General features: G+C 61.1%; 23 protein-coding genes, 1 tRNA gene and 1 pseudogene. 15 read left to right on the forward strand and 10 right to left on the reverse strand.

Features of this window, described 5'->3' with window-relative positions; translation table 11 throughout:
* Positions 1–333 carry a hypothetical protein gene (locus X773_RS73805; protein WP_023679052.1) on the forward strand — a complete coding sequence of 111 codons (333 nt, stop codon included), beginning with the start codon at positions 1–3 and terminating at the stop codon, positions 331–333.
* A gap of 207 nt (positions 334–540) precedes the next feature.
* Here the strand turns inward: X773_RS73805 and X773_RS75015 are convergent.
* Positions 541–732, reverse strand: a pseudogene (locus tag X773_RS75015) (transposase); the annotation flags it as partial.
* Positions 733–807: 75 nt separating this feature from the next.
* Here X773_RS75015 and X773_RS65335 point away from each other — a divergent pair.
* A complete protein-coding gene (locus X773_RS65335; protein WP_031212394.1) occupies positions 808–1,059 on the forward strand; it encodes a DUF6074 family protein in 252 nt (83 codons plus the stop codon).
* A gap of 883 nt (positions 1,060–1,942) precedes the next feature.
* Here the strand turns inward: X773_RS65335 and X773_RS65340 are convergent.
* From X773_RS65340 to X773_RS76640, 4 genes are all read right to left on the reverse strand, one after another.
* Positions 1,943–3,373: a deoxyguanosinetriphosphate triphosphohydrolase family protein gene (locus X773_RS65340; RefSeq protein WP_023679055.1), complete on the reverse strand. Its 1,431-nt coding sequence runs from the start codon at positions 3,371–3,373 to the stop codon at positions 1,943–1,945.
* 3 nt (positions 3,374–3,376) lie between these two features.
* Complete coding sequence (locus X773_RS76635) at positions 3,377–3,544, reverse strand: hypothetical protein (protein ID WP_156937410.1); 168 nt, start codon at positions 3,542–3,544, stop codon at positions 3,377–3,379.
* A gap of 75 nt (positions 3,545–3,619) precedes the next feature.
* The gene (locus tag X773_RS65345) at positions 3,620–5,026 is read right to left on the reverse strand and encodes a hypothetical protein (RefSeq protein ID WP_023679057.1); all 1,407 of its coding nucleotides are present in this window, start codon (positions 5,024–5,026) and stop codon (positions 3,620–3,622) included.
* 210 nt (positions 5,027–5,236) lie between these two features.
* Positions 5,237–6,166, reverse strand: a complete 930-nt coding sequence (locus X773_RS76640; protein ID WP_156937411.1) for a hypothetical protein — start codon at positions 6,164–6,166, stop codon at positions 5,237–5,239.
* Between the two features lie 116 nt (positions 6,167–6,282).
* Between X773_RS76640 and X773_RS76645 the strand changes: the two genes are divergently transcribed.
* The 4 genes from X773_RS76645 to X773_RS65370 all read left to right on the forward strand — a co-directional run bounded on the left by X773_RS76645 (position 6,283) and on the right by X773_RS65370 (position 9,173).
* Entirely contained in the window at positions 6,283–6,717 is a 435-nt protein-coding gene (locus X773_RS76645; RefSeq protein WP_156937412.1) for a hypothetical protein, read from the forward strand.
* Positions 6,717–7,919, forward strand: a complete 1,203-nt coding sequence (locus tag X773_RS65360) for a PfkB family carbohydrate kinase (RefSeq protein WP_023679061.1) — start codon at positions 6,717–6,719, stop codon at positions 7,917–7,919. Before X773_RS76645 ends, X773_RS65360 begins: the two co-directional genes overlap by 1 nt.
* A complete protein-coding gene (locus X773_RS65365) occupies positions 7,916–8,512 on the forward strand; it encodes a 7-cyano-7-deazaguanine synthase (RefSeq protein ID WP_023679062.1) in 597 nt (198 codons plus the stop codon). Before X773_RS65360 ends, X773_RS65365 begins: the two co-directional genes overlap by 4 nt.
* A gap of 67 nt (positions 8,513–8,579) precedes the next feature.
* A complete protein-coding gene (locus X773_RS65370) occupies positions 8,580–9,173 on the forward strand; it encodes a hypothetical protein (protein WP_023679063.1) in 594 nt (197 codons plus the stop codon).
* A 445-nt stretch (positions 9,174–9,618) separates the two neighbouring features.
* Here X773_RS65370 and X773_RS65375 read toward each other — a convergent pair whose 3' ends face one another.
* From X773_RS65375 to X773_RS65385, 3 genes are read right to left on the reverse strand one after another with little or no spacing between them, the layout of a single operon-like run.
* On the reverse strand, positions 9,619–11,544 hold the full coding sequence (locus X773_RS65375) for a hypothetical protein (RefSeq protein ID WP_023679064.1): 1,926 nt from the start codon (positions 11,542–11,544) through the stop codon (positions 9,619–9,621).
* Positions 11,541–12,338: a PP2C family serine/threonine-protein phosphatase gene (locus X773_RS65380; RefSeq protein ID WP_023679065.1), complete on the reverse strand. Its 798-nt coding sequence runs from the start codon at positions 12,336–12,338 to the stop codon at positions 11,541–11,543. Before X773_RS65380 ends, X773_RS65375 begins: the two co-directional genes overlap by 4 nt.
* Positions 12,338–13,132, reverse strand: coding sequence for a VWA domain-containing protein (locus tag X773_RS65385; protein ID WP_245274775.1), 795 nt, complete (start codon positions 13,130–13,132; stop codon positions 12,338–12,340). Before X773_RS65385 ends, X773_RS65380 begins: the two co-directional genes overlap by 1 nt.
* Before the next feature lie 125 nt (positions 13,133–13,257).
* On the opposite strand from X773_RS65385, the gene X773_RS76650 reads away from it, so the two are divergent.
* Positions 13,258–13,869, forward strand: coding sequence for an SH3 domain-containing protein (locus X773_RS76650; RefSeq protein WP_156937413.1), 612 nt, complete (start codon positions 13,258–13,260; stop codon positions 13,867–13,869).
* Here X773_RS76650 and X773_RS65390 read toward each other — a convergent pair.
* On the reverse strand, positions 13,860–14,663 hold the full coding sequence (locus tag X773_RS65390; RefSeq protein WP_084641511.1) for a DUF4236 domain-containing protein: 804 nt from the start codon (positions 14,661–14,663) through the stop codon (positions 13,860–13,862). The two genes, X773_RS76650 and X773_RS65390, sit on opposite strands and share 10 nt — an antisense overlap.
* A 161-nt stretch (positions 14,664–14,824) precedes the next feature.
* Positions 14,825–15,094, reverse strand: coding sequence for a hypothetical protein (locus X773_RS65395; protein WP_023679069.1), 270 nt, complete (start codon positions 15,092–15,094; stop codon positions 14,825–14,827).
* Positions 15,095–15,268: 174 nt separating this feature from the next.
* On the opposite strand from X773_RS65395, the gene X773_RS0138845 reads away from it, so the two are divergent.
* The 8 genes from X773_RS0138845 to X773_RS65430 all read left to right on the forward strand — a co-directional run bounded on the left by X773_RS0138845 (position 15,269) and on the right by X773_RS65430 (position 22,541).
* On the forward strand, positions 15,269–16,564 hold the full coding sequence (locus tag X773_RS0138845; protein ID WP_031212405.1) for a DUF2130 domain-containing protein: 1,296 nt from the start codon (positions 15,269–15,271) through the stop codon (positions 16,562–16,564).
* Positions 16,565–16,703: 139 nt separating this feature from the next.
* Positions 16,704–17,582 carry a DUF3800 domain-containing protein gene (locus tag X773_RS65400; RefSeq protein ID WP_023679071.1) on the forward strand — a complete coding sequence of 293 codons (879 nt, stop codon included), beginning with the start codon at positions 16,704–16,706 and terminating at the stop codon, positions 17,580–17,582.
* Positions 17,583–17,931: 349 nt separating this feature from the next.
* Positions 17,932–18,414 carry a helix-turn-helix domain-containing protein gene (locus X773_RS65405; RefSeq protein WP_023679072.1) on the forward strand — a complete coding sequence of 161 codons (483 nt, stop codon included), beginning with the start codon at positions 17,932–17,934 and terminating at the stop codon, positions 18,412–18,414.
* A 6-nt stretch (positions 18,415–18,420) separates the two neighbouring features.
* Positions 18,421–18,525, forward strand: a tRNA-OTHER gene (locus tag X773_RS65410).
* A 71-nt stretch (positions 18,526–18,596) separates the two neighbouring features.
* Complete coding sequence (locus X773_RS65415; protein WP_245274776.1) at positions 18,597–19,874, forward strand: toll/interleukin-1 receptor domain-containing protein; 1,278 nt, start codon at positions 18,597–18,599, stop codon at positions 19,872–19,874.
* Positions 19,875–19,938: 64 nt separating this feature from the next.
* A complete protein-coding gene (locus tag X773_RS65420; RefSeq protein WP_023679074.1) occupies positions 19,939–21,069 on the forward strand; it encodes a DUF4238 domain-containing protein in 1,131 nt (376 codons plus the stop codon).
* Positions 21,070–21,255: 186 nt separating this feature from the next.
* Positions 21,256–21,765, forward strand: a complete 510-nt coding sequence (locus X773_RS65425; RefSeq protein WP_023679075.1) for an SLATT domain-containing protein — start codon at positions 21,256–21,258, stop codon at positions 21,763–21,765.
* Between the two features lie 38 nt (positions 21,766–21,803).
* Positions 21,804–22,541, forward strand: coding sequence for a nucleotidyltransferase (locus X773_RS65430; protein ID WP_245274777.1), 738 nt, complete (start codon positions 21,804–21,806; stop codon positions 22,539–22,541).
* The last annotated feature ends 224 nt before the right edge of the window (positions 22,542–22,765 follow it).

Genomic DNA, 22,765 nt, shown 5'->3' on the forward strand with positions numbered 1-22,765 from the left:
ATGACCAATGCGCGCCCTGTCAAAACAGCGCCGGCAACAGGCGAACGGCTTCGGCCGCTCTACATCGCACGGGCAGAGGCGATCACGGTCCAGAGGGCCATTGATCTGTTCAGGTACGACTACAACCTAAGCGAAGAAACACTCAGGCGGCTGGTGATCAAGCACCGTCTTCACAACCAGACAATGCCCGGTGCTCCGTGGAGAATAAACGCTCCCGGTTTGGCTATGGCGCTCGCCGGCGATGATGACGCGCTTGCGCGGTTGAGGCGGGACGATCGCGAGCATCCGGACGTAACTCGGTATTTCAAGCGGCTCGGCATCCCGCGACCCTGACCTGTTATCAAAAGTTATGGTCGCGCCGACTGTCTAGAGTAGACATTAAGTAGATGTCGCGGCCCGACAGGGCTCCACACAAGAGCGAACCGTTGCTGCCTTGCGCATCGCCCTCTAGGCCGCCGGCGTCGAGTTCATCCCGGAGAACGGCAGCCGCGCCGGCGTGAGGCTCCGCAAACCTTAGGCCGCAGACTCGTTACTGCGCAGCCACACACCTGCTTTTCGCCATCGGACGAAGCGGTTGCAACAGGTGGTGCGCGGGCCATAGCGCTGAGGCAGGTCGCGCCATGGAGCACCGGAGCGCAGCACCCAGAAGATGCCGTTCAGCACGCGCCGATCATCAACACGTGGCACACCTCTTGGCTTGTTGGGTAGACGCTTTATTCCATTGCTGACCATTGTCCAAAAGCGCTGTTAACCAAATTTTCTCACCCGCCAATGCTTATTCGCGCGACTGAAGGGGTGAGGTGATCGATGTGTGATTCAAACATAAGCGCGTTTCCGTTGCATCGGCGGCGGAAGTTGGTCGAAGGGATCGCCCGGGTCCTGGAATCCAAGAACGCAGAGGACGCGAACGCCTTCTGGCGCAACACCGCCAAGGCAATTCTCGTTCAACTGTCCGAATCAGGAATTGCACCCGGGGTCGCCGAACAGGAAGTTGGAACGCTTCTTCATGCTGTCTTGGGCGATATCGCCACCCGCAGTGCTGCGAAACTTGCACAATAGCATCGGCTCACGATGAAGGATTGCCGCATAGAGACGCCCCGGGGCTCCACAAGCGTAGCACCACTGCATCCGTCAAACGCAGGTTTCTCACTGCGGATGAAAAGATAGCCGCGTTCGTCGAAATCATGCGCGCGAATGTGCTCTCGGGCGAGATACGGTTCCGCCTCGCCTGTCCGGCGGTCATCGACCAAATCGAGGTAGGCGATGCGGAAACCCGCATTCATGGAAGGCCGACGGACCTTTTCCACGAGCTGAACCCGCAAAACCAATGAGCCGCCGTTGAGTTCCACACTGCCATTTATGCGACTTTCGAAGCACAAAACACGAACATGTAGCGGCGGCCTATGTGTTTTCGACGTAAACAGCACTGGCTCACTTCGGCTATCGGCCGGCTTGTGAATGACCGGAAGGGGGCCGTGACCCGACCGACTGCTTCTGGGTGTCGAGGATCGAATAGCTGTCGGACGCGCGGACCTCTTTTATCTGCGGGTTCCGATTCCGTAGCGGACTTTGGTACATCAAATTCACAAACACCGCTCTCGGGCTCTTTGCTGATGTTGAGAATGTCTGCCTGAGGCAACGCAGCTAAGGTCAGCGGGAGAGTTGGGTTCTCAGGACCGCTGAGATCCCGGAATCAAAAGGCTGGTACCTCGTAAAGCGAAAAACCCGCCGGCAGCGGGGCTGCCTTCCAATCAATAGCAATGGCTACCCGTTTGGGCTGGACGACCGGCCGCCCGTTCACACACCCCGCCAGGCTGGTCGGTCGGAACCATCGAGATCGAGCCAAGCGGTAAGGCCCCAAAGCACTACGGGCCCGACACCTACCGCTTCGGCGCCGCGCTGACGCGGGAACCAGGGTCCACGCAGACTGATGGAGCACAAGTTATATCGGTTTGAACATGCTTTCAGCTGCATCGGAGTTGAGGCGCGCCCAGAACTCCATCGCGTACCTGTCCGTCATGCCGGCGACGAAGTCGCAGACCTCACGTGCTTTGACGCTTACATTAGGCGCTTTCCGAATGCGGCCCCGGACATCGGCGGGCATCAACAAGTCACCCCGGTCTCCCATCAGGGCCTTGAAGATGTCGGTGACGAGGTCGTAGCCCCGGTATTCACCAAGCTTCACGCGCGGCGCATAGATCGCAGCCACAAATGTGTACTGCTTCAACACCTCCTTGCGGAGCATGAGCTTCTCCGGAAGGTATACCTGGCTGAGTGATGGGCACTCTTTGTGGGCTTTGAGTTCGACCCCCGAGATGAACTGGTGTACGAGCTCCGATGAGAACTCTGTCCTCTTGTAGCCGTCCTCGCTCATGACCTTGGAGGTGCGGTACGCCTCGGCGAATGTCAGCAGGCTCTCGTCGCGCTTCGCTTGTTGGGCGATGTCGTCTTCTATCACGATGCCGTCGAGCGGCGAATCCGCATCCTCCGCCGGCTGCTCTATTATCTCGGAGAATATCTCCATGAAGACAGCCTGTATCTCATTGATGGTCACCGTCCGCTTCATCGGCTTCGAGGCCCGTTTCGCTACCGCGCTGAGCAAGGCGTCGTCCGAGGCCAGCATCTCCGCAGGGGACAGGAACCCGACTTTGAAGCAGTCCTCTAGGTCGTAGACCGAGTAGGCGATGTCGTCCGCCAGATCCATGATGCTGCATTCGATCGTGCAGAATTTCTCCTCAGGACCGAGGACGTAGCCGTTGAGCGCCGATGCCTTGACCCGGTCGACGATAATTTTCTCCGAGCCGTAGTAGCCTTTGACAAAACCGTCCGCCGCCTTCCGGATGGCGGGTATCTCGTTGTCGTACTTCAGAGTGGCCGCGATGGTCCGATGGCAGAGATTGAGCCCTGCCCTATCGTCCCCCGCCAAAGGTTCGGCGTACCGCAACTTCTTCTCAAGGCGCGTCAGGATTCTGAGGGTCTGCGCGTTCCCCTCGAAGCCGCCGTAGCGTTGCATTGCCTTGTCGAGCGCGCTCTCGCCGTTGTGGCCGAACGGCGGGTGACCGATGTCGTGCACGAGCCCGGCGGTCGCGCAAAGCCTTGGGTCGATCTTGCCGCCGAGATCCTTGTCGTAGTCGTAGTTTATGCGCTCGGCGATGCCCTGAGCGATCTGCGCCACTTCCAGAGAGTGGGTGAGCCGGTTGCGAAAGAAGTCCGACTCCCTGCTTGGGAAGACCTGGGTCTTGCCCTGCTGCCGGCGGAAGCTTGCGGAGTGGATTATCCGCCCGTAATCTCGGCCGAACTCGTCGCGCCACTTTTTGTCGTGGCCGTCCTTCTCGGGGACTACTTCTCGGCTGCGGTCCGCATCGGTGTACATGGTCTAGGCCGGCTGATTAACGTGGCCGTGCTGCTGTCCATCTTTACCAGCATCCTGCTCCTTCTTCTCCTGCGCACGCTGCTCGGCCAGGATCCGTACCGTCTCCCGCAGAGTGCTCAGTTCCCGCTTCGCCTCCTGCCTTGCGTGCACGACAGCCTGGAAGTTTGCCATTCTATTCTCCTGCTTGGTTGTCCACCCAAGGTTGGCCTTGGATGTTCTCATTATGTTCTATTTCGACGGCCTTGGCTATGCATCGTCCGCCCGAATCATGCGCGTGGGTACCCCGGCCTTTCGTGCGACGTCGGCTATGTGGCTCGTCAGACCGACCTCGCCCCGCAGCAGGAGCCCGTGCCCGGTCGGAAGCGACTGTACCCGCAGCCGCAACGATTCGAGACCCTCCGACACGTCGAATACTGCCCATCCGTCCGCCTCGCCCGGAACGATGATCGAGCCGGCCGAACGGCTAGCGCCACGGTGAAGTTGCATGACCCAGACCTGCTCGCCGTCGAACGCCCACTCGAAGCGTACGTCGCCCAGCGCGGCGACGAGGCGGGCGTGCGTGGCCTTGACGGTCGCCACCACTATATCCGGAAGGGCCATCGGCGGCGTAGTGCCCTGCATGAAGTCCTCGCCGGTGCCGCGGGCGCCTTCAACATAGAGGATGCGGTCCGCACCCTGCACCGCTGCGCCCGACCAGACGGCCGGCACGGCCTCCTGGGCCAGCACGGATACGATCGCGGTGCCGTCGGGATCCTCCCTCGACAGTAGGGAGAAGGGGTCCAACCATCCTCGCGAGGTGGTGAACTTGCCCGGTACCTGTTCCACCGGACACGTCCTGGTCCAAATCTCCTTGGACCCGGTCGGCGTGCCGAAAGCAAATGGGGCCAAGCGCCGGCCAATTACCGTGCTCCGTGGAACCGGAAAACCAGCCAGGTGCGCGACGAGCAGGCCGAACGCTTTGTCGCCCATCATCCGGGAGAAATCGTTGGGCCACCGAACGTCCACCCGATTGCCGGGCAGGGTTTCGTGGGCACCAAACTCCCAATAGAGAACGTGCGACTGCCGGTAACCCCGCGGTGCGGGGTGGAGGCTGAACTCGAGGCGGGCCGCCTCGCCGTGGGCGAGCTCGGGCCCGAATCCAAAGACGGTTTGGAAGGCGGCGTTGGCCCACGGGGCAGGGAGGGAGGCAAAACCTTCCCTCTCGACGCCACGGGGCGTCGCGTCGGGACGGAACTCCACGACATCATCGAGGATCACGCCGGAGACGCCGCCATCGGACACGTCGATGGTCTCATTAACTATGGCGAAGCTTCCGTCCGCCGCGAAACGGGCCAGGGCGGTCAGAACGGCCTCAGAGTCCTGCAGCGCATAGAGGAACTCGCGGCTCTGCGAAGACGCTTCGCTGAAGGTGCGAATGTTGACCGTTCCTTCCCCGCTCCGTTCGAACAGCGCCTGCACGGCTTCCGAGGCGGTGGCGAATTGGTGGTTGGCCGGCAATCCGGCCAGCCGGCAGTATTCCTGCCGGGGTCCCGAGGGCGACGGCGAGAAGCTCACGAACTGGGCGACGTTGAACCTCTCGGCCAGTCGGTCCAGCGTGGCGTCCTTGCGGAAGTCAGGCGGGGCGAGGTGAGACAGGTTTCCGGAATGGATCATCGGCGCTTGGGATCCAACATGGTCATCAGGTCTCGCTGCTCATTGGTTTTACACTTGGGACGGTAAACACTCCCTTTGCAAGCGACAAATCGACCGCAGCTTTTTGCACAAGCAAAAGACGGTACTGCGACAGCCTGGCACTTGCGGCACCGGGCCACGGATCGCGTGCCCGACGATTCTCGCCGCCGAATCCCTTTCGCGCCCTCTCTATCATACGAGAGCCGAAAGGTTGTTAAGAATATGCAGAATATGCATTCGATGCTCCTCCGGCGCGTTGCGCAGGCGGCTCATGGCCTCCTCCAACTCCGAACCGGACGCCGTTGCCGTGCTGTCCGCCTTCACGAGCCAGTCAGCGAGGTCGGCCTCGAGCCCGGCGGAAGGCGGCACCTTGCGCGAAAGAACCTTGCTCACATGCCCTTGGGTGACGCGGCAGAACTCTGCCAACTCGCGCTGTCGAGTGCGAGTGCTCCTTAGGACGGCGTTCACGGTATCGATGATATCCGTCGATTGCATTGACCTGTGTTTCACGAAATGAATATAATGCATAATTCCTCGGGACAATTTATGCAACACGTCATCTCCCTCCACAACGGCACACCCGTGAGACTCTTCCTGCCCGATCCTGCGGAGTCCGTGGTCCCGGGAGTGGCTTGGGGCCGGTTTGAAGAAGCGTTGACCCCTGCGTTCTGGGCCGCACAGGCCTGGATGCAGGAATTGGCGGGCGGTGAGGCGTTCGGCCTTGGCGACACCCTGGCGGAGGAAGTTGCCGCCTGCCTGCTCGGTGGGTACGGTGCGCCCGCTGAAGTCGGTCTCGCGGCATATGGGAGGGTGCGGCAAGCGATGCGTAGCACTGCCGTCGTTGACGTCGGTGCGATCGAGGCCATGCTGACGATGCCTCTGAAAGTTGGCGACAGGTTGGTCCGGTATCGCTTCGCCAGGCAAAGGTCGCGACAACTGGGAGAGTGCCTCGCGAGGATCGCCGATATCGACGAGGCCGCGCTGGACGACATCTCGCTCAGGGACGCACTGACGCGGCTGCCGGGGATCGGCCCCAAAACGGCATCTTGGGTTGTCCGGAACCGCCGGGCGAGCGACGAGGTCGCGATACTCGATATCCACATCGTGCGGGCGTGCGTCCATATGGGAATATTCGGCGGCGGTGCGACGCCTGCGAGGGACTACGCGGGCCTCGAATCCCGTTTCATCGGGTTCTGCCGCGCTGCTGGCCTACGCGCTTCCTTGCTCGATGCACTGATGTGGCGAACCATGCGATCGATCGGCCCGTCATTCGCGGGCTTGCGGCCAGCGTCGAATCCGAGTTCAACTGGAGGACGCAGCAGGGGGAAGACAGCATGTCCGGAGGTGGCGGCTCGAGCAGGGACGATCTGAGTCCGGGAATCGGAGGGGGGCCGGACACCTGCGGCCAGACCTACAACGCCCCCATCAACAGCCCCAAGCCTTCCGTGCTGGGGCCCGTGTCCATCGGTACCGTTCTCACCGTCGACGTCGTCCCCACCGGCACTACCAGCACCCTTGTCGTCCGTGACGCGATGGGACGAATCGGCGGCTCCCTGACTTTCCTGGGCTATACGCAAGTCATCAACTGCATCGTCCAACGTGGCGTGGCCTACACGGCGACGGTGCTGGCCATCGCGGGCGGCGTCTACACCGTCGAGGTGGTTCCCGTCTGATGCGCAGCCTTTCGGTGGTCGGCGGCATCTACCGCGAGCGCTGCCTGCAACCGACCTGGGATGCCGTCCTCGGGTCCGCCGGTCGCGCCGCCCAGGCACTCGGCACCGTCAAGGCTTCGCGGAAGCGGTTGCACGCTTACATGGGCGATCGGGCGCGGAGCGAAGTCGAACTCCTCGCCGAGCTCGCCGACTTCGAGTTGGTACCCACGGACCTGCCTTTCCTGGTGTTGTTTGACTACGCACATACGCTTGGCGACCCTGTCATATCGCCGCCGATCGGCTTGATGGGCCAGCGACCGCCGCTCGCCGTCAAAGACGACGTCGTGCTCCGCTACGGCATGCTCGAGGGCGATGCCGTCGTCGCCGCCAACATCGCGGTTTACGATCCACAATCCGCTTTCGGCGCTGCCGCGTTCACTGCCAACGGCTCGTCGGCCAAGAGGCTTGCAGTGGTGCTCAACAGGCTCGAGATGCGCTCGATCACGGGCGAGGAAGATCCTCGCGCCGGCGCCGACTGGCTGTTCCGGAACGACGGCGCCGAGGTGGTCGTGCTAAAGATGGGTGCCTTGGGCGCACGGGTAATCACGCCGGATGGGGCGTGGGAAATCCCCCTCTATCGATCGGAGCGCGTTTGGAAATTGGGATCCGGCGACGTCTTCTCCGCAACGTTCGCTGCAATGTGGGCCCTGGAGGACATGGCGCCCGATGACGCGGCGGACATCGCGTCGCGGGCGACCGCGTGGTACTGCGGCCACCGCGCCCTTCCCACCCCGGACGCCGCCACGCTTGCCACGATGCCGTTCGAGCAGGTGCGCCCGGGTACGGGCCGCATATACTTGGCGGCGCCGTTCTTCGACCTCGGGCAGCGCTGGCTGGTGGAGGAGGGCAGGCGTGCCCTGCTGCAAGCAGGTGCCCAGGTATTCTCGCCCATCCACGAGGTCGGACCCGGCGCGGCCGAGGTCGTCGCTCTGGCGGATCTCGCCGGCATCGAGGACTGCGACGTGCTCCTGGCGATCATCAACGGGATGGACCCCGGGACCGTCTTTGAGGCGGGCTACGCCATCCGCAAGGGCATACCGGTCGTCGCGCTGGCCGAGAATTCGCGGGAGGAGGATCTCAAGATGTTCGTAGGCTCCGGAGCGACGGTGACCAACGACTTCGCGACCGCCATCTACCAGGCTGTCTGGAGACTGCCGCGATGACTACCGCCTTGCTCCTGTCGGGCGGGATGGACTCTGTGAGCATCGCATGGTGGCTTCGGCCCGACGTCGCATTGACCATCGACTACGGCCAGAAGCCGGCCGAAGCCGAGATCGACGCCGCCGGCCACGTGGCCCAACTGCTCGGCATCTCGCACGAGGTGATCCGGGTCGACTGCTCATCCCTGGGTTCTGGCGACATGGCCGGTACCGCGCCCGACGCCGCGGCGCCAGTGTCGGAATGGTGGCCCTTCCGGAACCAACTGCTCGTCACGCTGGCCGGAATGGCGGCGGTGCGCCGTGACGTGTCGCGGCTGCTGATAGGCGCTCTGGCCACCGATGGCGCCCACGCCGACGGTCGGCCGGAGTTCGTGGAGCGGGCATCGCGGCTCATGGCCATGCAGGAGGGCGGGATAGTCGTCGAGGCGCCCGCCATCGAACTCGATGCGGTTGAGCTGGTGCGTCGATCGGGAATCGATCAGGGCACGCTTGCCTGGGCGCATTCCTGTCATACCGGCAACTACGCTTGCGGCAGGTGCCGCGGCTGCACCAAGCACTTCAACACATGGCAGGCCCTTGGCTGGACTCCTCACTGACGAACCCCACCCTCGAACGCCAGCAGGGAAATGGGTTGCGTGGCTCCCGCCCGACTGCACCCTATCGGTGCTGGACCCGCCGCAGCCAACGCATGAGCACGCCTTCCAGGAAACGCTGCAGGCCCGCCGATCAAGCGTCGGGGGTGATATTGCTTGGTCGGATATCGAGGCGGTGCTCTGGCATTCGGCCAGAACGGTCACGAACGGCGGCGTCGGGCGCGCCGGGATCGAGATTGAGCGGCGGCCAGCGCCGGCGGCGGGCGGGCTTCACTGCATCCATATAGTCTGCCAGATGTGCGCAAACGATGGGCAGCCGAGGCTATACTTGCCCAGGCATGGGTTCGCTGAGCTCAACCACCGCGCTGGCTCGGCTGCATTAAATCGGGCGGAGGTGGTCCAGCTGCTTCCGGGGGCCGCAGGCTGCACGCTTCGGTTCGTGGCCGACATGGACAAGGTCTCAGCGGCGTACAACAATCCGGAGAGCTTGGTGTGGCGCGATTCCGGAGCCCTGGCGGCCACAATAGGTCTCGTGGCCGAATGGCTCGGCCTTTCTGCAACCATGCTGGGTATTGCGGGTGGAGAATACATGCGGTCGATCGGATTTCCCGGCGAACGCTTCCTCGCCGTGGGCGGTATCCAAATTTCGTCCAGGTCTCGCTAGCCAGTAAATGCAGCATTAGCAGGCGGCGAATCGCGCTCGTTCGCTGTTTCACTTTGAGAATCCCGTTGGCTTCCAGCTCCCTCTCAAGTTCAGGCAGTGCCTACTCCGGTCTCGCCAGGGCCAGAAGCTGGCGGGCCAAGTAAGGGCGACGTGGTCAATCTTGCCCAATTCAGAGTAGGTATCGTCCAAGTCCGTTACCGTCCGAATTGGACGTCGTGCCAAGGGCTGGCGGATGTCCGCTTTTGGGAGCCGGTCGACGACACCGGAGCGGCTGCAATTGGGCGCAAAGCCGCCGTTCACCTCTCTTCAAGTCAACGCTCCGGCCGGCAAAAACCGTCGAGGCCTCCAACAAGGTGAAATCGGTAATTCACAGTGACGCGCAACCAGGGTGATGAAGGTATGCCACAACTCACCGAGCCTGATTGGCGAACCATCGTTAGCCGTCTCAACCTGAAATCGCGGCAACGTTTGCCGACGACTGATCCAATACCAATCGCAATCGCTCCATTTCCGGGCGACTGTGTTCACGGGCGGCAAGAATCTGGGCTCTTGTCTGCTTGAGTTGCTCAAGACCGAGAACCAAGGCGCCCTGCAGCCGCTTGCGGTCGCCGAGAATGTCCTGGTCGATCTGCGCGATATCGCGTGGATCGATCGCTCGGGAGGGGTCGAAGACGAAGCGGGCTTCGACGGACTTTCGCCAATTCAACAACTTCTGCGCGGTTTTGGGTCCGAATCCAGGCACGCTGTAAAGCTTGTTTCTCTCGACATCGAGCGCTGTTTCGATGCCATACGACTCCAGGACCTGTTTCTTGCCCGGTCCGATGCTCTCGATCTTTGCCGATGAGATTTCAAAGTTGTCCAGGAACCGGTGCAGTTGCGCCTGACGGCGGTTGCGCTCGAGCTCCGAGATCCTGGCTACCCGTTTGGAAGGCAAGATGTCCCATTCGCGCCTGAGCCCGGCGAGCACCGTTTTTTGCCTGTCGAAAGCGTCCGGCCCGGCCCTCTGCATCCACGTGGTTTGCGCGTTTTTCCACTGGGTGGCGGCCTCGGCGGCGACGCGCCGGTATTCCGCAGCCTCACTGTCCCTGTTCAAGAAACCTCTCAACCCCAGAAAGACCCCCAAGGCGATGCCCAGCACCCAGATCTGCGCCATCATCAAGCCAGCGACGCCAACCACTGCGGCCGCTATTCCGGCCCGGAAGTTGGTGCGGCGCGCGTGCCCCTTGAGCTTCAAGGCGTTGGGATCTGGTGTCACATTCGTTTCGGGGACGGTCGGCACCGGCCCGGGATGTGGGATGGCGTCCACCTGCCGCTGGAATCCGGCGATATCGAAAAGCGTCGCCCCGCCGGCGGGAACAACGGTGGAGAAGAGCGGGACGCCCGTAGCGCCTTCCATTTTGCACCAAGGGCACGGCGATGAGCCAAGTGACCAGTGGCTGGAATTGGCGGAGCACTGCTTGAGGTTAGCTTCAAGTTCGGCCAAGGCAGCCACCCAGTCCCGGGCCACGGGCCTGCCAGCCGACGTTCCCCTTTGCGAGAAGGCATCCTCAAACATCTTTGCAAGTCGTGGGCCGACGATGGCGAGTTCGGGGGAACTCGGAGGCCTCGCCATTCCGACCGCGGGGGCGTTCGCCCCGTAGGGAAAGCGGTACTCCTCGATCGCCTTCGAGATCGGCATGTCGCCGGTTCCCGCGTAGCGGCCGGCAAAGGGGTGTTTTCCCATGAACAGCAACAGGAACACCATCACGGCCAAACCGAAATTGTCGTGATTGGGCGTCCTCACGATGCCCGAAAACGATCTGCTCTGCAGCTCCGGCGGTGTGAAGGTCTCGATGCCCACCTCGCAAAGATATTGCTGGCCCAGATAGGAGACCTGGAAGCTGTCGCAGTCGATCAGGCGCACGGTAGCGTCCTGCGCAACCAGCACACCGCCGTGGTTCACATCGCCGATGACGCAGGCGTTGTCATGAACGGCCGCAAATGCTCTCGCGGTGTTTGCCGCCACACGGGTCAGAAATCGCCAATCAACCCGCTGAAAGTCGGTTCTGCGGCTTTTGGGGCTGTAGAGCTGATGGATGCTCTTGCGACCGCTGATCTTCGGCATGATCAGCCCGATGGGCTTGCTATCCTTGGAGCAGACCAGCCCCGTCGGCCAGGCCGTCAGCTTTTCGAGTGAACCGGTCTTGATCTTGCCCATCGCACGGATCTTGTCGATCCTCTGCTGCTCGAGGGGCCGGTGGTAGATCTTGGCGACATGGTTCTTGTGTGCAGCCAAGTCGTAGACGGCGCCCTCGCCGCCCTGGCCGACGATCTCGCCAAGTTTGAGGGCTTCCCCTCGCAGGGTGAACACCTCGCGGACCTTGGCATTCATTTTGCGGCCACCCTCGGTTCAGCTGGCGATCTCGTGGCCAGGATCAGCGACTTGTCATCATCGGTCCTCTCGCAGATCTGCGGCGAAAGCAGATAGGCCTTCAGCCCATCCGACAGCGTAGAGTCCTCGCCCGCCACCGCCGATCGTCTCACGGCCGGGAACATCGTATCGAAGAAGGGCTGATGGACGCTGCGCGAAGCCTGGTGCAGGACGAGGTTCTCGATACCGTCGGAGAAGAGCGCGACTTCGTCAATGCGCCGCGGCGCGAACTCGAATTCGAGGACATCCGCGACATTTGATGACGTGGCGAAGTTGGTCGTGTTGGCAAACTCGCCGTGCTGCGGCCAGAACACGTAGGACCATCCGTCTTCACTGCCGTGCGAAACGACCATTGCGCCGTCACCGACCTGAAAGAACACCGTGCTTGTGGGGCCGAGGATGGCAACAAGCAGCGTGCATGCATAATCGCGCACCTCGTGCCCGAGTGCGCGCGCATGAGCAGCGATGCGCTCGGCAATTTCGGTCACCCAGCCCAACGCTTTTGGCCGGTCGATCTGATCGAGCGCACCGTTCTCCGCGAAGTGCACGAAAATGAGCTCCAGCAGGTTCTGCCCGGCTAGCCAAGACCCAACCTCCGAGTGCGCCGCACTGCCAGCGCCGTCGCAGACAGCGGCCGCGAGGATTGGACCTTCCCTGCTCTCGATCAGGGCATGGACCGAATTATCCTGACAGGGCTTGCCGGCCGTGACATGCGAAGTGCCGATGGCGCTAGCCGACGCTATGCGCCAAGACATCACACCTCAGCCCAGCCTGCGGGGGACTGGAGGGCCACGGTCTGTCCGACCTGCGACTGAGAGACGCCCGACAGCGATGCGGACAGCCATGAGAACAGCTCGCGGAATTTGAGGCCACTTAGCTTCAGCGGCTGGCGTGTGGAGAGCTTGGCGAGGATGTCCATGTTGGCACCCTCGACGCCAACGGCGAAGAACGAAAACGCCTTTGCCGCCTCGCCGGATTTGACCGCGTTTTCGGCAGCGACGATGCTGTCCGTGGGCGCGCCGTCCGTCATCAGAAACACCCAGGGCCGGTAATAGGAGATGCCGTTCGCGCGGTACTCATCTTTGCGACGTCGCAACATCTCGAGGCCCTGCTCGATCGCCGCACCCATTGGGGTGTCGCCGCTGGTCGCTAGCGTACTAGGCGTAAACAGGTCAGCGGTCTGAAACGGCGCGACGATGTTGACCGGTCCGAAGGTGACGATGGCGACCTCGACACGTTTCATCGCCAGGCTGTCGGCCGCGAGCTCGTCCTTGAAAGCGACAAGGCCTTGGTTCAGCGCGTCGATCGGCGCTCCGCTCATGGAATAGGAGGTGTCGAGCAGAAGGAGGCACGGGCACCGAGGTTCGGGGTTATCCGCGAACTCTGCCGCCCCAAACGGTATCTGATCAAATTGGTTGGACATTTTACTCGCCTTTTTCGCCGAAATATCGCTTCCCGCAAGCCCGGGTCTCCCGGCACTCGGCAGGTAGCGTCCAAAAATTATTGAAACCGGAATTGCAAAGCGCGTCGATGCGCTTGCCCGCCCCAATTTTCAATCCCCTCCCTATCTACAGATGCTCGGTTTCTGCTGTCAATTGACTTGAGATTTAGCCACCCAAAAGTCGATTCGACTTTCGCGGACTGCTCTGTTTTGTATTGTGCAGGGAGGGTGAAATGGTCAGCCAACAACGGATCGGCTGGGGCATCGCGGTTTTCTGCGCAATCGGGTGGGCCATGTCGAGCATCGACGCCCGGTCGCCACCCCCCGCCCCGCCCGCGGTCCCCGCGGCAACCACCACCGCGGCGCCTCGGGTACAACCGAGCAGCAGCTCGATTGCCTATGCAAAGCCCGACGCGGTGGCTGCCCAGAAGCCTAGCCCCGCCACGTTGGTTCGCTGGCTGTACACCACCAAAAACGTCCGTGTCAGGGTCGCGCCGGACACCGAGGCGCGTATCATCACCACGCTTCCACTGGGCGACCTGGTCCAGACAAACGGTCAACAGGGAGACTGGTACAATGTGACGGTCTCCGCACAGATCGGATGGATCCATGGCGACTATCTCAGCGAGGCGAAGCCGGTCGAGCTGACTTCGAACACACCGGTCGCTCCAGCAGCTGCATCAGATGACGGCAGCGTTTCCGAGCATGCCTCGGGCGAGCCTGTCAGAGACGCCGTGGTAGGCAGATGCGATTGCCCATACGACCTGATGCGCAATGGGCGTTTATGCGGGGGCCGGAGCGCCTACAGCAGGCCCGGTGGCAGGAGCCCGGTGTGCTACTGGTAGGAAGGCTGCGCCGCGAGTAGCGACCGGTTGATCCACCCTAAAGTGACATCGTCCTTGCTGATCCGCGTCCAGCGACCGTTGATTTCGACGACTGTCAGAGTGCTGCCCGCCGGCACCTGACTCACCACGGCCCCGGCCATTGAAGGATCCGAACGGATATTCGCCGTCCTGGTCACGACTGCCGTTGGGAAGTGCTCGCCTGGCGGCGGCTCGACCGCTACCGAGGAACCCGGATCGGCTCCCGATAACGTGCTTGGCGTTTTCTGATCACCAGCGGAGGTGGGCCAGCTATCGCCAACAGGTGCGTCCTGCTGAACCGGCGCTTTGGCTGCTTTCACAAATGGCGGCAGATTCGAAGGGCTGATGTCGCGGCTTGCCGGCGGCAGCGGTTTGGTCTGCCCTGGTTCCTGGCGATCGGTTCGGGGTGCCAATGTCGGGTTTGGCATAGCGCTGGATTTTGTGTCGGAATTCTGGGCCATCAAGGCCGCCCCCACACCGACGACGCCGATAACAAGCAAGGAGACTTGCGCCGCACGGCTCCCTCTGGCGGCGTGGTAGATCAGGGCCACGAGTGCTGCGATCAATAAACCCAGAAAAAGAGCGGATTTGCCGCTGCGCTTGGAAGAATAGGACATGCCCGAACCGGGAAGACCAACAGTGCTCTGAATGCCGCCACGGCCCATGTTCAATGTGGAGCCGGGCTTGCCAAAGGAGGCACTGCTGAGCCCCTTCCCGGTGACGTTCAGGCGAACGCCGGGAATAAGCCTCAATGACTTTCTGTATCTAAACCCCACTGCGCCCCCGCGCGTACTTTGAAGCGAACACTAGCGTTGGGGCACTTGCGAAGCAACTTCCGTTTCATAGAACTCGAGGCCAAGTAGTCTATCGATTTGAAAGTTCCGTTCGCGCTTACCGGCTTCGCCGCAACGGCCTCCGCTTTGGCCGAGCCTTGATCTTAAGGTGTCCCGACATCGATCTGCAGCACCGGAAGCGCTATCTCCTGTTGCGCAAGATATGATTTGAGGGTCTCCTGGAAACGCTCAATGTCTGGCAATACCTTGCGGCCCACACGGATGATTTCATCACCCTTTGGCTCTTTCTCGAATACAACGTTGATCTGAAGATCGGCCAGCGACGGGTTCAACACGAGAAACCGATCGAGGCTGCTGTTCAGAGCGGTGCGCTCCTCGGACAGCAATTGATCCAGAAACTCATAGCCCTTCATCTGCGGTCAGCACTTTTGCTCCCCTCACCACGGTTCGGTCGAAGAGGTGACCAAGCAGGTACCCTCTCCGGGGGATAACTGGCAAGTTCACTCTTTGTTCTATTCGGCCGCTCTGCAATCCTGTATACTTTGAGGCGTTCTTTTGCACCACGTTCCCTTGCGAGGATCTGCCTGATGACTGTCCAGCCCAGGACTCTCAGTGAGCCGACAATCAGCTGCCCGAGCTGCAAGACCGACATCAAGCTCAATGAGTCGCTCGCGGCGCCGCTGATTGCGGCCACGCGCGAGGAATATGAACGGCGACTGGCGCAGAGCAACGCCGCCATGACGGCCAGGGAGGAGGAGGTTCAACGCAAGCAGGCGGCTATCGACGCCGCCCGGGATGACATCGACAGCCAGGTCGCCGAAAAACTCAAGCTCGAACGTGCCGCCATCGCCGCCGAAGAGGCCCGCAAGGCAAAACTTCTCGTCTCGACCGACCTTGAGGACAAGGACAGGAGGCTGGGCGAGATGGAAACGACGCTGAGGGCGCGGGACGAAAAGCTCGCTGCGGCGCAGTTGCAGCAGGCCGAATTTATGAAGCAGCAGCGGGCGCTCGACGATGAAAAGCGCGAAATGGCGCTGACCATCGAAAAGAGGATCCAGGAAGGGTTGGACGCCGTCCGCGTCAAGGCCAGGACCGAAGCCGAAGACGGCCTCAAGATGAAGGTGGCCGAGAAAGAGGAACAGATTGCCGGCATGCAGCGCCAGATCGAGGAGCTGAAGCGCCGCGCCGAGCAAGGATCTCAGCAGCTTCAGGGCGAGGTCCTTGAGCTCGAGCTGGAGTCGCTGATCGCCAGCCGGTTCCCGATGGACATCATCGAACCGGTCGCCAAGGGTGAGTTCGGTGGTGACGTGCTGCAACGCGTGGTGGGACCGGCCGGCCAGCCGTGCGGCGCGATCCTGTGGGAATCAAAACGCACCAAGAACTGGAGCCAAGGCTGGCTGGGCAAGCTGCGGACAGACCAGCGCGCCGCCAAGGCAGACATCGCGTTGATGATCTCCGAGGCGCTGCCTGCGGGGGTCGAAACGTTCGATCTGGTGGATGGCGTCTACATCGCCCATCCCAAATGCGCGATTCCGATCGCGATCATGCTCCGGCAGTCCCTCATCGAGCTCGCCAACTCCCGCCTCGCCCAGGACGGCCAGGCCACCAAGATGGAGCAGGTCTACGGCTATCTGACTGGCCCCAGGTTTCGCCACCGGGTCGAGGCGATCGTCGAGAAATTCTCCGATATGCAGGACGACCTTGCCAAGGAAAGGAAAGCCACAATCCGCCTGTGGGCAAAGCGGGAGGCTCAGATCCAGGGTGTCATCGAGTCGACCGTCGGAATGTACGGCGATCTGCAGGGCATCGCCGGCAAGGTGATGCAGGAGATCGCGGGCTTGGAGGTCTTGGCCATAGAAGCATCCGCGTCCATCCCCGATTGAGAAGGCTAATCTAAACTGGATATCGGATTTGAGAACGAGGGCAAGCTGCTCCTTGTGACGGATGATCCGTGAAAAGCGGAACGCAATGCCAAGAAGCCGCCGCGCTCAACCCCTCGCCCGGCCGGGTCATCAGATTGCTATGCAGCCTGCGGTTTTTGCGCCAAGCTGTGCGGACAATGAAAGCCTGCCCGTGACGGACCGTGAAATCCACCTTTACCTCGATGATAGCGGCAGCCGCGAGCCAGACCGACAACCAAAGGAGAAGCGGCGGGACGAGATGGATTATTTCGCCCTCGGCGGCATCCTCATCAACGAGGAAGACGTCGATGAGCTCTATGCCCGCCACAAGGCCTTCTGCCAGAAGCACGGAATCACCTATCCGCTTCACTCCTGGGCGATCCGGGGCGGTCGTGGCGACTTCGGCTGGCTGAAGAAGCCGGAGTCCGCTTTTGAATTCCTGGGAGATTTGCAGGGAATGCTGCTTGCGCTGCCCGTGATCGGCATCGCCGCAGTCATCGACCGACCGGGCTATGTTGCCCGCTACCGCGACCGGTACCGGGACCAGCTCTGGTTCATGTGCAAGACCGCCTACTGCATCCTGATCGAGCGCGCCGCCAAATATGCCCGCAGCCAGGACCGCAAGCTGCGCGTGTTCTTCGAGCGCGCCGGCAAAGCCGAGGACCGCGACCTGGTGGCCTACACGCGGATCCTGAAGACGCAAGGGATGCCGTTCGACGGCGCCAACTCCGCCAGCTACGGGTCGTTAACTGCCGAGGAGTTTAGGGACATCGTGCGCGGGGAGCCCCGCGGCAGAACCAAATCCACACCGATGCTGCAAATCGCCGATCTCTACCTCTATCCGATGGCCAAGGGCGGCTATGACCCGTCCTACCGGCCCTACAGGGCCCTGATGGACCACAAGCGTTTGATCGACGCGCACCTGCCGCCCGAGGACCTGGCATCCTGCGGCATCAAATACAGCTGCTTTGAATGGATAAAAAACAAAGACCCGGACTAGCCGGGCCTTCGTTTTGAAAAGTTCGGCTGGCGCCTGGCGCCAACCCCGGAGCGATGCTCACGTCCAAAGTATGGGTATTGACGCTCTCTTTGTCAACACCCCGGGTGAACCTCTGGTCGGGGGGTCCCTATCTTATCGCTTGCATATAGCACGGTTCGTCTGATCAACACTTCATATTATCAAGTCCTCTTCTTCGGGCGCAGCGCGGTTCCCCGGCCCCTGAATCCAGGGACATAGGCCGGACGAACCTTGAAACACCCTCCCCCTGAATGCAGAACCGTCCCCAATGCCCTTGCGTCATCACGGGAAACCACCATATCTGGATGCAGTTCACCACAGGGAGCCTCATATGGCCCAGCCAGAAACCGCCAAAGCAGACGTCGACAAGCTACGCACCAACGAGAAGAAGTGGACCAAGGCACTCATGGCCACGGGCTGGAGCGCTTTCCCCAACATCATCATCGAGAAGCAGCAGGCTCTCGGCCTCGATGCGCTCGACATGAACATCATCATCCACCTGGTCCAGTACTGGTGGCTGCCCGACAACCTGCCCCACCCCTCGGTCGAGACGATCGCCAAGGCAATCGGGGTGACGCCCCGCACCATTCAGAAACGCATTGCCGCCCTCGAGGCCCTTAAACTTCTTGGCCGGGAGGAACGGCGCAACACGCCCAATGGCAGCATGACGAACCGCTATCATTTCGATGGCCTGATCGAGGCCGCCAGGCCGTTTGCCTTGGAAAAGGCCGCCGAGATCAAGAAGGCGGCCGAGGAGAGATCGAACCGGTTGAAGCGTAAGAAGCCGCAGCTGGTCGTGGACAACGATGCATAGGCAGATCGTGGCGTAGCTCAGAGGATAGAGCGCCTCGCTTTCGACCTGGGTGGTGCGTGACACCGCTATCTAGGGGCGAGGAGGTCGCAGGTTCAAGTCCTGCCGTCACGCCATTGTCCTCAATATGGATCCCTCAGCTCCGGAAACTCGAAAGATTTCCGGTACCGGACCCGTAATCTACCGTGGTTTTTCAATGGCCTCCCTTTGATATTTGTTCTGCGTATGTTCATATCAAGGGACCAACACGAGGACTCAATATGGGCATGCGATACAATGGCCGGCCGTTTGATTCGGGGGATTTTGCAAAGGATTTTGAAGCTGCGGCTGTCGAGAGCATCAAGGAACAGCTGTGGGAGAGGTTCAGTGCCATTCGCCATCCTGATACAGGCGAATTTCCCACTGTCCTGGTCCTTGGAGAAGCCCTTGACGATTTGCGGCTCAGTATTGAGGGCTCGCCGCAGCTTCTCGCGCTGGTGAAGGACAAGATGAGCGACAATGAGCAGGCGTCGACTGTGTTCCTGCCCCTGCAACAGGGCTCCCCGAAAGCCTTTCTCAGCTACTCGTTCGACGATCGCGAGCTAGCAGAGACGGTCGCGCGCGCCCTGATGGCGGATGGAATCGATACCTGGTGGGCGGAATGGGAGATCCGTTCCGGAGATTCCTTGCGCCGCAAAATCGACGAGGGACTGGGCAACTGCACGCATTTCATCGTGCTGCTGACTCCGAGCGCCATGCAGAAGCCGTGGGTCCAGCAGGAGATGGATGCCGGCCTGGTCCGCCGCATCTCTGGGCAGGCGCGCTTCATAGCCCTTCGCTACGGTGTCGCGGCACGGGAATTGCCGCCGCTTCTGTCGGGCATGCTCTCGCCAGAACTTGATGCCGCGCGCCTAGACGAAGGCGTGCGCAATCTGGTGAACGACATCCATGGCGTGACACGCAAGCCGCAGCTCGGCCCAGCGCCCATTGCGGCTGTGCAGCCGGCGACGGGTTACTCCAAGGTCGCAACGGCAATTGCCAAGATCTTTGTTGAGGAGACGTCGGATGCAATGTTCTCGCACCCTCAGAAAGGGGTAGATGAGCTGGCGGCCACCATTGAAGCGTCAGAGGAGGACATCGAGGACGCTCTGCACGAGCTGCGCGATCTGGTTTCCGTCAGCTTCGGCCGCGTCTTGCCCAAGGAGGACCTGTTTGCCACATTCGACAAATATTTCATGGATTGGTCGCCCGAAGATGACGCGCTGCGTATCGCTGCCGACCTGATCAACGACCCGTTGATGCCCCACGATACAGGCCAGGTCGCCGAGCGGTACGGCTGGGAGCCGAGGCGCATAAACCCCGCTCTGGCCTATCTGATGACCCGCAAGCTGATCGTCGACTACAAGGTACTCGCCAGCCAGTACAATTCGATCCGGGTGGTGAAAACGGACGCCACGCGGCGCTTCGTGAAGAGCCGAAGCTGAGGATGCCAATCCGCAGGGTCATGCCCGACAAGGTGCAGTGACCGGGGAGACCGACCACAGGACCATGGAGCAGTCACCCTTCTATTTTGGCAAATGGGGAGACGTCCCCATCGACGGCGATGTGAGGCCATTTAGCATCTTCAATCCGGTCCGCAGCGGGGCGGGACGGACAAACCGAAAACACCACTTCATCTCGGTCACCTATATGGAAGGCTTCGCCGATGACCGCGGCCGCGTCCAAGTCTATCGGGCCGAGGCGCCAGAGGCACCGCTGCCGAAGCAGCCGAGGGCAACTGGGTACGAGAACTACTATTACTCTCAGAAACTCCCCGGTGGCGGTCAAGAAAACCACAGATTCGAAGACCTCTGGAATCCGATCGAGACCGTTTGGCCGGAGACCGTCCGTGCGCTTCAAGCACGTCGTCTTTCACCGGCTTTATCCTTCAATGTCCAAGGCATGCAAACGATCATGTGCACGCGCGTTCCGGCGACCCGTGATCGCATTGCGCTTATGCTGGAGGCTAAGCTGCGAAGCGAATGCAAGGTGCTCGAGGAAATCGGTAAACTGCCCCCAGACTTGGAACGCTACGCCGGTCAGTTCGACACAGTCCCGGTCGGCATCAATCCGCAAGAAACTCTGCTCGCGATGGAGGACGAATTCCAGACGTTCGGCGATCTCTGCTTTCGGCTTGGATTCGAGGTTCTTCACAACAAGACCGACATCCCATTCCTCACCTCCGACAATCCGGTGTGCACCTATGACCCGCGCAAACCGCTGCTCGCACGCACCCCCTACGATCACTCCGGTGACATCGAGCTGATCTTTCCCCTGACCGCCCGCATGCTGGTGCTCGGTTCAAGCAAGCGTCAGCCGTTTGGCGTCCTGTCACGGCACCGCGACGTCACGGATAAGCACAAAATTCGCCGGTTCAATCGAACAATCGCTCAATTCGCGTACAGGATGACCGTCGGCCAGGACCGGTCAAGCGATGCGCTGATTTGTGCCCATGCGCATCTCGTACCGACGATCAGCACCGAGGTCCGCCGACACAACAATGAAATCCAGATCGTCTGGCGGCATATCTTCGGGCCGAAACCTGCTCTTTCTCAGTACATTGACACCCCGGAAAAGGCCTCTCGGCTAGAAGCGAAAATGGCCTCAGCCGCATCGAGCCCCGTGTCCGACGGGAGCTAGTAGCGCAGGAAAGAGACGTCGGCACTGCGGCGCGTCAAGCGCCTCCGGCAGCAGTATTCCCTAACCAAGCCGCAGCTGTTGCTTCGACAGACCGTCCCAGATTAACCCGCTGAAAGAAGGGGATAGATTGAAATTCCGCAGCTTGACCATGCGAGGCGTGCTAGTTCTCTCTGCAAAGGAGACATCATGTCCGACGTGACGCGGGAACGCGTGACAGACGAACTTCTCCGCATGGAAGAAGATTGTATTCATTCCGGCAAAGCGCACTTCAACGCTTCAGCGCGCTGGGCGGTGTGGAACTATGTCTTCGGCATTCCCTCGGTGATCCTCAGCACCGCAGCGGGCGCTGCTTTTTTCAAGGACTATCCTGTCGTCGCGGGTTCCATGGCGCTTTGCGTTGCCGTCCTCACGTCGCTGATGACGTTCCTGAAACCCGGTGAGAAGTCGGCTGACCATAAGAGTTCGGGCGACCAGTACCTGGCGCTACGCAACAATTCCCGCGTTTTCCGCGAGGTCGAACTCGACAACACGCCCGATGCCGAAACCGTGCTGACCGCCCTGAAAGGCTTCACCACGCGGCGCGATGAACTGAACCAGGCAAGCCCTGCTTTTTCAGACCGCGATTTTAAGAAGGCCCGCGACGGCATTAACGCCGGCGAAGCCAAGCACGCGGTCGACAAAGGTTCCCACCAATGACTGTCAATAGCTACCTCGTATCCCGTGCAAGCGACGCGGTGCTCTCGGCCGACGAGAAGGCCTCGATCGCGACCTCGGTCACGACCTTGAGCTCCCGGCTGGCCAGTTATTTCACGGTCGCCGGTGATGGCCTAACGTCGCATTTCCGGTTCGGCTCGCACACCCGTGGCACGATCCTTCCCCGCAAGATGGATGCGCACTCGGACGTTGACTACATGATCGTTTTTGAAAAAGGCGGACTGAACCCACAGACCTACCTCACCCGACTGCGTAAGTTCGCCGAGCAGAAATACGCCAACTCCGAACTCTACCAATCGAGCCCCACGGTGGTGCTGGAGCTCAACCATATCAAGTTCGACCTAGTGCCCGCCTTGTTCTCGTGGGGCACGACGTATCAGATCCCCAAGGGTCCCGATGAGTGGCAAAGCACGAACCCGAACGATTTCAACAGCACGCTCGAGACTGTCAACGGCAACAATTCCTATTTGATCAAGCCAACCGTCCGCCTCGTCAAATTCTGGAACGCAGAAGCCGGCTATGTCTACGATTCGTACGGCCTCGAAAAATGGATCGTCGGCCTGGGCTTTTATGGCTGCTACACCCAGAAGGACTACTTCTTCAAAGTGTTCGAGAACCTGTCGGCGAACGAAGTGGCCCAATGGCGCAACGACAAGATCACGCGCGCCAAGGACATCATCGCCAGGGTCCGCAAGTACGAAGCCGATGACATGCCGAATTCGGCTGAGATCGAGGTCAAGAAGCTTGTCCCGGCATAGCGAGCGAGAGCTCTTCCGTTCCGGCCAACGCGGCTGAGCCTGCTGTCCCTGTAAACGCGATCATGCGCATCAGTGATCGCAGGCCGGTCAAATGCCGTGTCCCCTCCCCGTCGTTGGAGTGAGCACCTTGAGCGAAGCCAGGTCAACCTGTCCAACGTGCCCCACGCCTCTGTGATTGGGACATGCGCCGACGCTCCAAACCACCTATCAGTCGCGTCGACCTA

This window comes from Mesorhizobium sp. LSJC280B00 (assembly GCF_000502835.1).
Classification (GTDB): domain Bacteria; phylum Pseudomonadota; class Alphaproteobacteria; order Rhizobiales; family Rhizobiaceae; genus Mesorhizobium.

Excerpts from the sequence above, each read along its gene's own strand:
- X773_RS65345 (WP_023679057.1), bottom strand. The coding sequence starts at position 5,026 with ATGATCCATTCCGGAAACCTGTCTCACCTCGCCCCGCCTGACTTCCGC.
- X773_RS65380 (WP_023679065.1), bottom strand. The coding sequence starts at position 12,338 with ATGTCTTGGCGCATAGCGTCGGCTAGCGCCATCGGCACTTCGCATGTC.
- X773_RS65375 (WP_023679064.1), bottom strand. The coding sequence starts at position 11,544 with ATGAATGCCAAGGTCCGCGAGGTGTTCACCCTGCGAGGGGAAGCCCTC.
- X773_RS65420 (WP_023679074.1), top strand. The coding sequence starts at position 19,939 with ATGGAGCAGTCACCCTTCTATTTTGGCAAATGGGGAGACGTCCCCATC.
- X773_RS65400 (WP_023679071.1), top strand. The coding sequence starts at position 16,704 with ATGCAGCCTGCGGTTTTTGCGCCAAGCTGTGCGGACAATGAAAGCCTG.
- X773_RS65340 (WP_023679055.1), bottom strand. The coding sequence starts at position 3,373 with ATGTACACCGATGCGGACCGCAGCCGAGAAGTAGTCCCCGAGAAGGAC.
- X773_RS65395 (WP_023679069.1), bottom strand. The coding sequence starts at position 15,094 with ATGAAGGGCTATGAGTTTCTGGATCAATTGCTGTCCGAGGAGCGCACC.
- X773_RS65405 (WP_023679072.1), top strand. The coding sequence starts at position 17,932 with ATGGCCCAGCCAGAAACCGCCAAAGCAGACGTCGACAAGCTACGCACC.
- X773_RS0138845 (WP_031212405.1), top strand. The coding sequence starts at position 15,269 with ATGACTGTCCAGCCCAGGACTCTCAGTGAGCCGACAATCAGCTGCCCG.
- X773_RS65365 (WP_023679062.1), top strand. The coding sequence starts at position 7,916 with ATGACTACCGCCTTGCTCCTGTCGGGCGGGATGGACTCTGTGAGCATC.
- X773_RS73805 (WP_023679052.1), top strand. The coding sequence starts at position 1 with ATGACCAATGCGCGCCCTGTCAAAACAGCGCCGGCAACAGGCGAACGG.
- X773_RS76640 (WP_156937411.1), bottom strand. The coding sequence starts at position 6,166 with ATGGACGCACGCCCGCACGATGTGGATATCGAGTATCGCGACCTCGTC.
- X773_RS76635 (WP_156937410.1), bottom strand. The coding sequence starts at position 3,544 with ATGGCAAACTTCCAGGCTGTCGTGCACGCAAGGCAGGAGGCGAAGCGG.
- X773_RS65425 (WP_023679075.1), top strand. The coding sequence starts at position 21,256 with ATGTCCGACGTGACGCGGGAACGCGTGACAGACGAACTTCTCCGCATG.
- X773_RS65335 (WP_031212394.1), top strand. The coding sequence starts at position 808 with ATGTGTGATTCAAACATAAGCGCGTTTCCGTTGCATCGGCGGCGGAAG.
- X773_RS65360 (WP_023679061.1), top strand. The coding sequence starts at position 6,717 with ATGCGCAGCCTTTCGGTGGTCGGCGGCATCTACCGCGAGCGCTGCCTG.
- X773_RS76650 (WP_156937413.1), top strand. The coding sequence starts at position 13,258 with ATGGTCAGCCAACAACGGATCGGCTGGGGCATCGCGGTTTTCTGCGCA.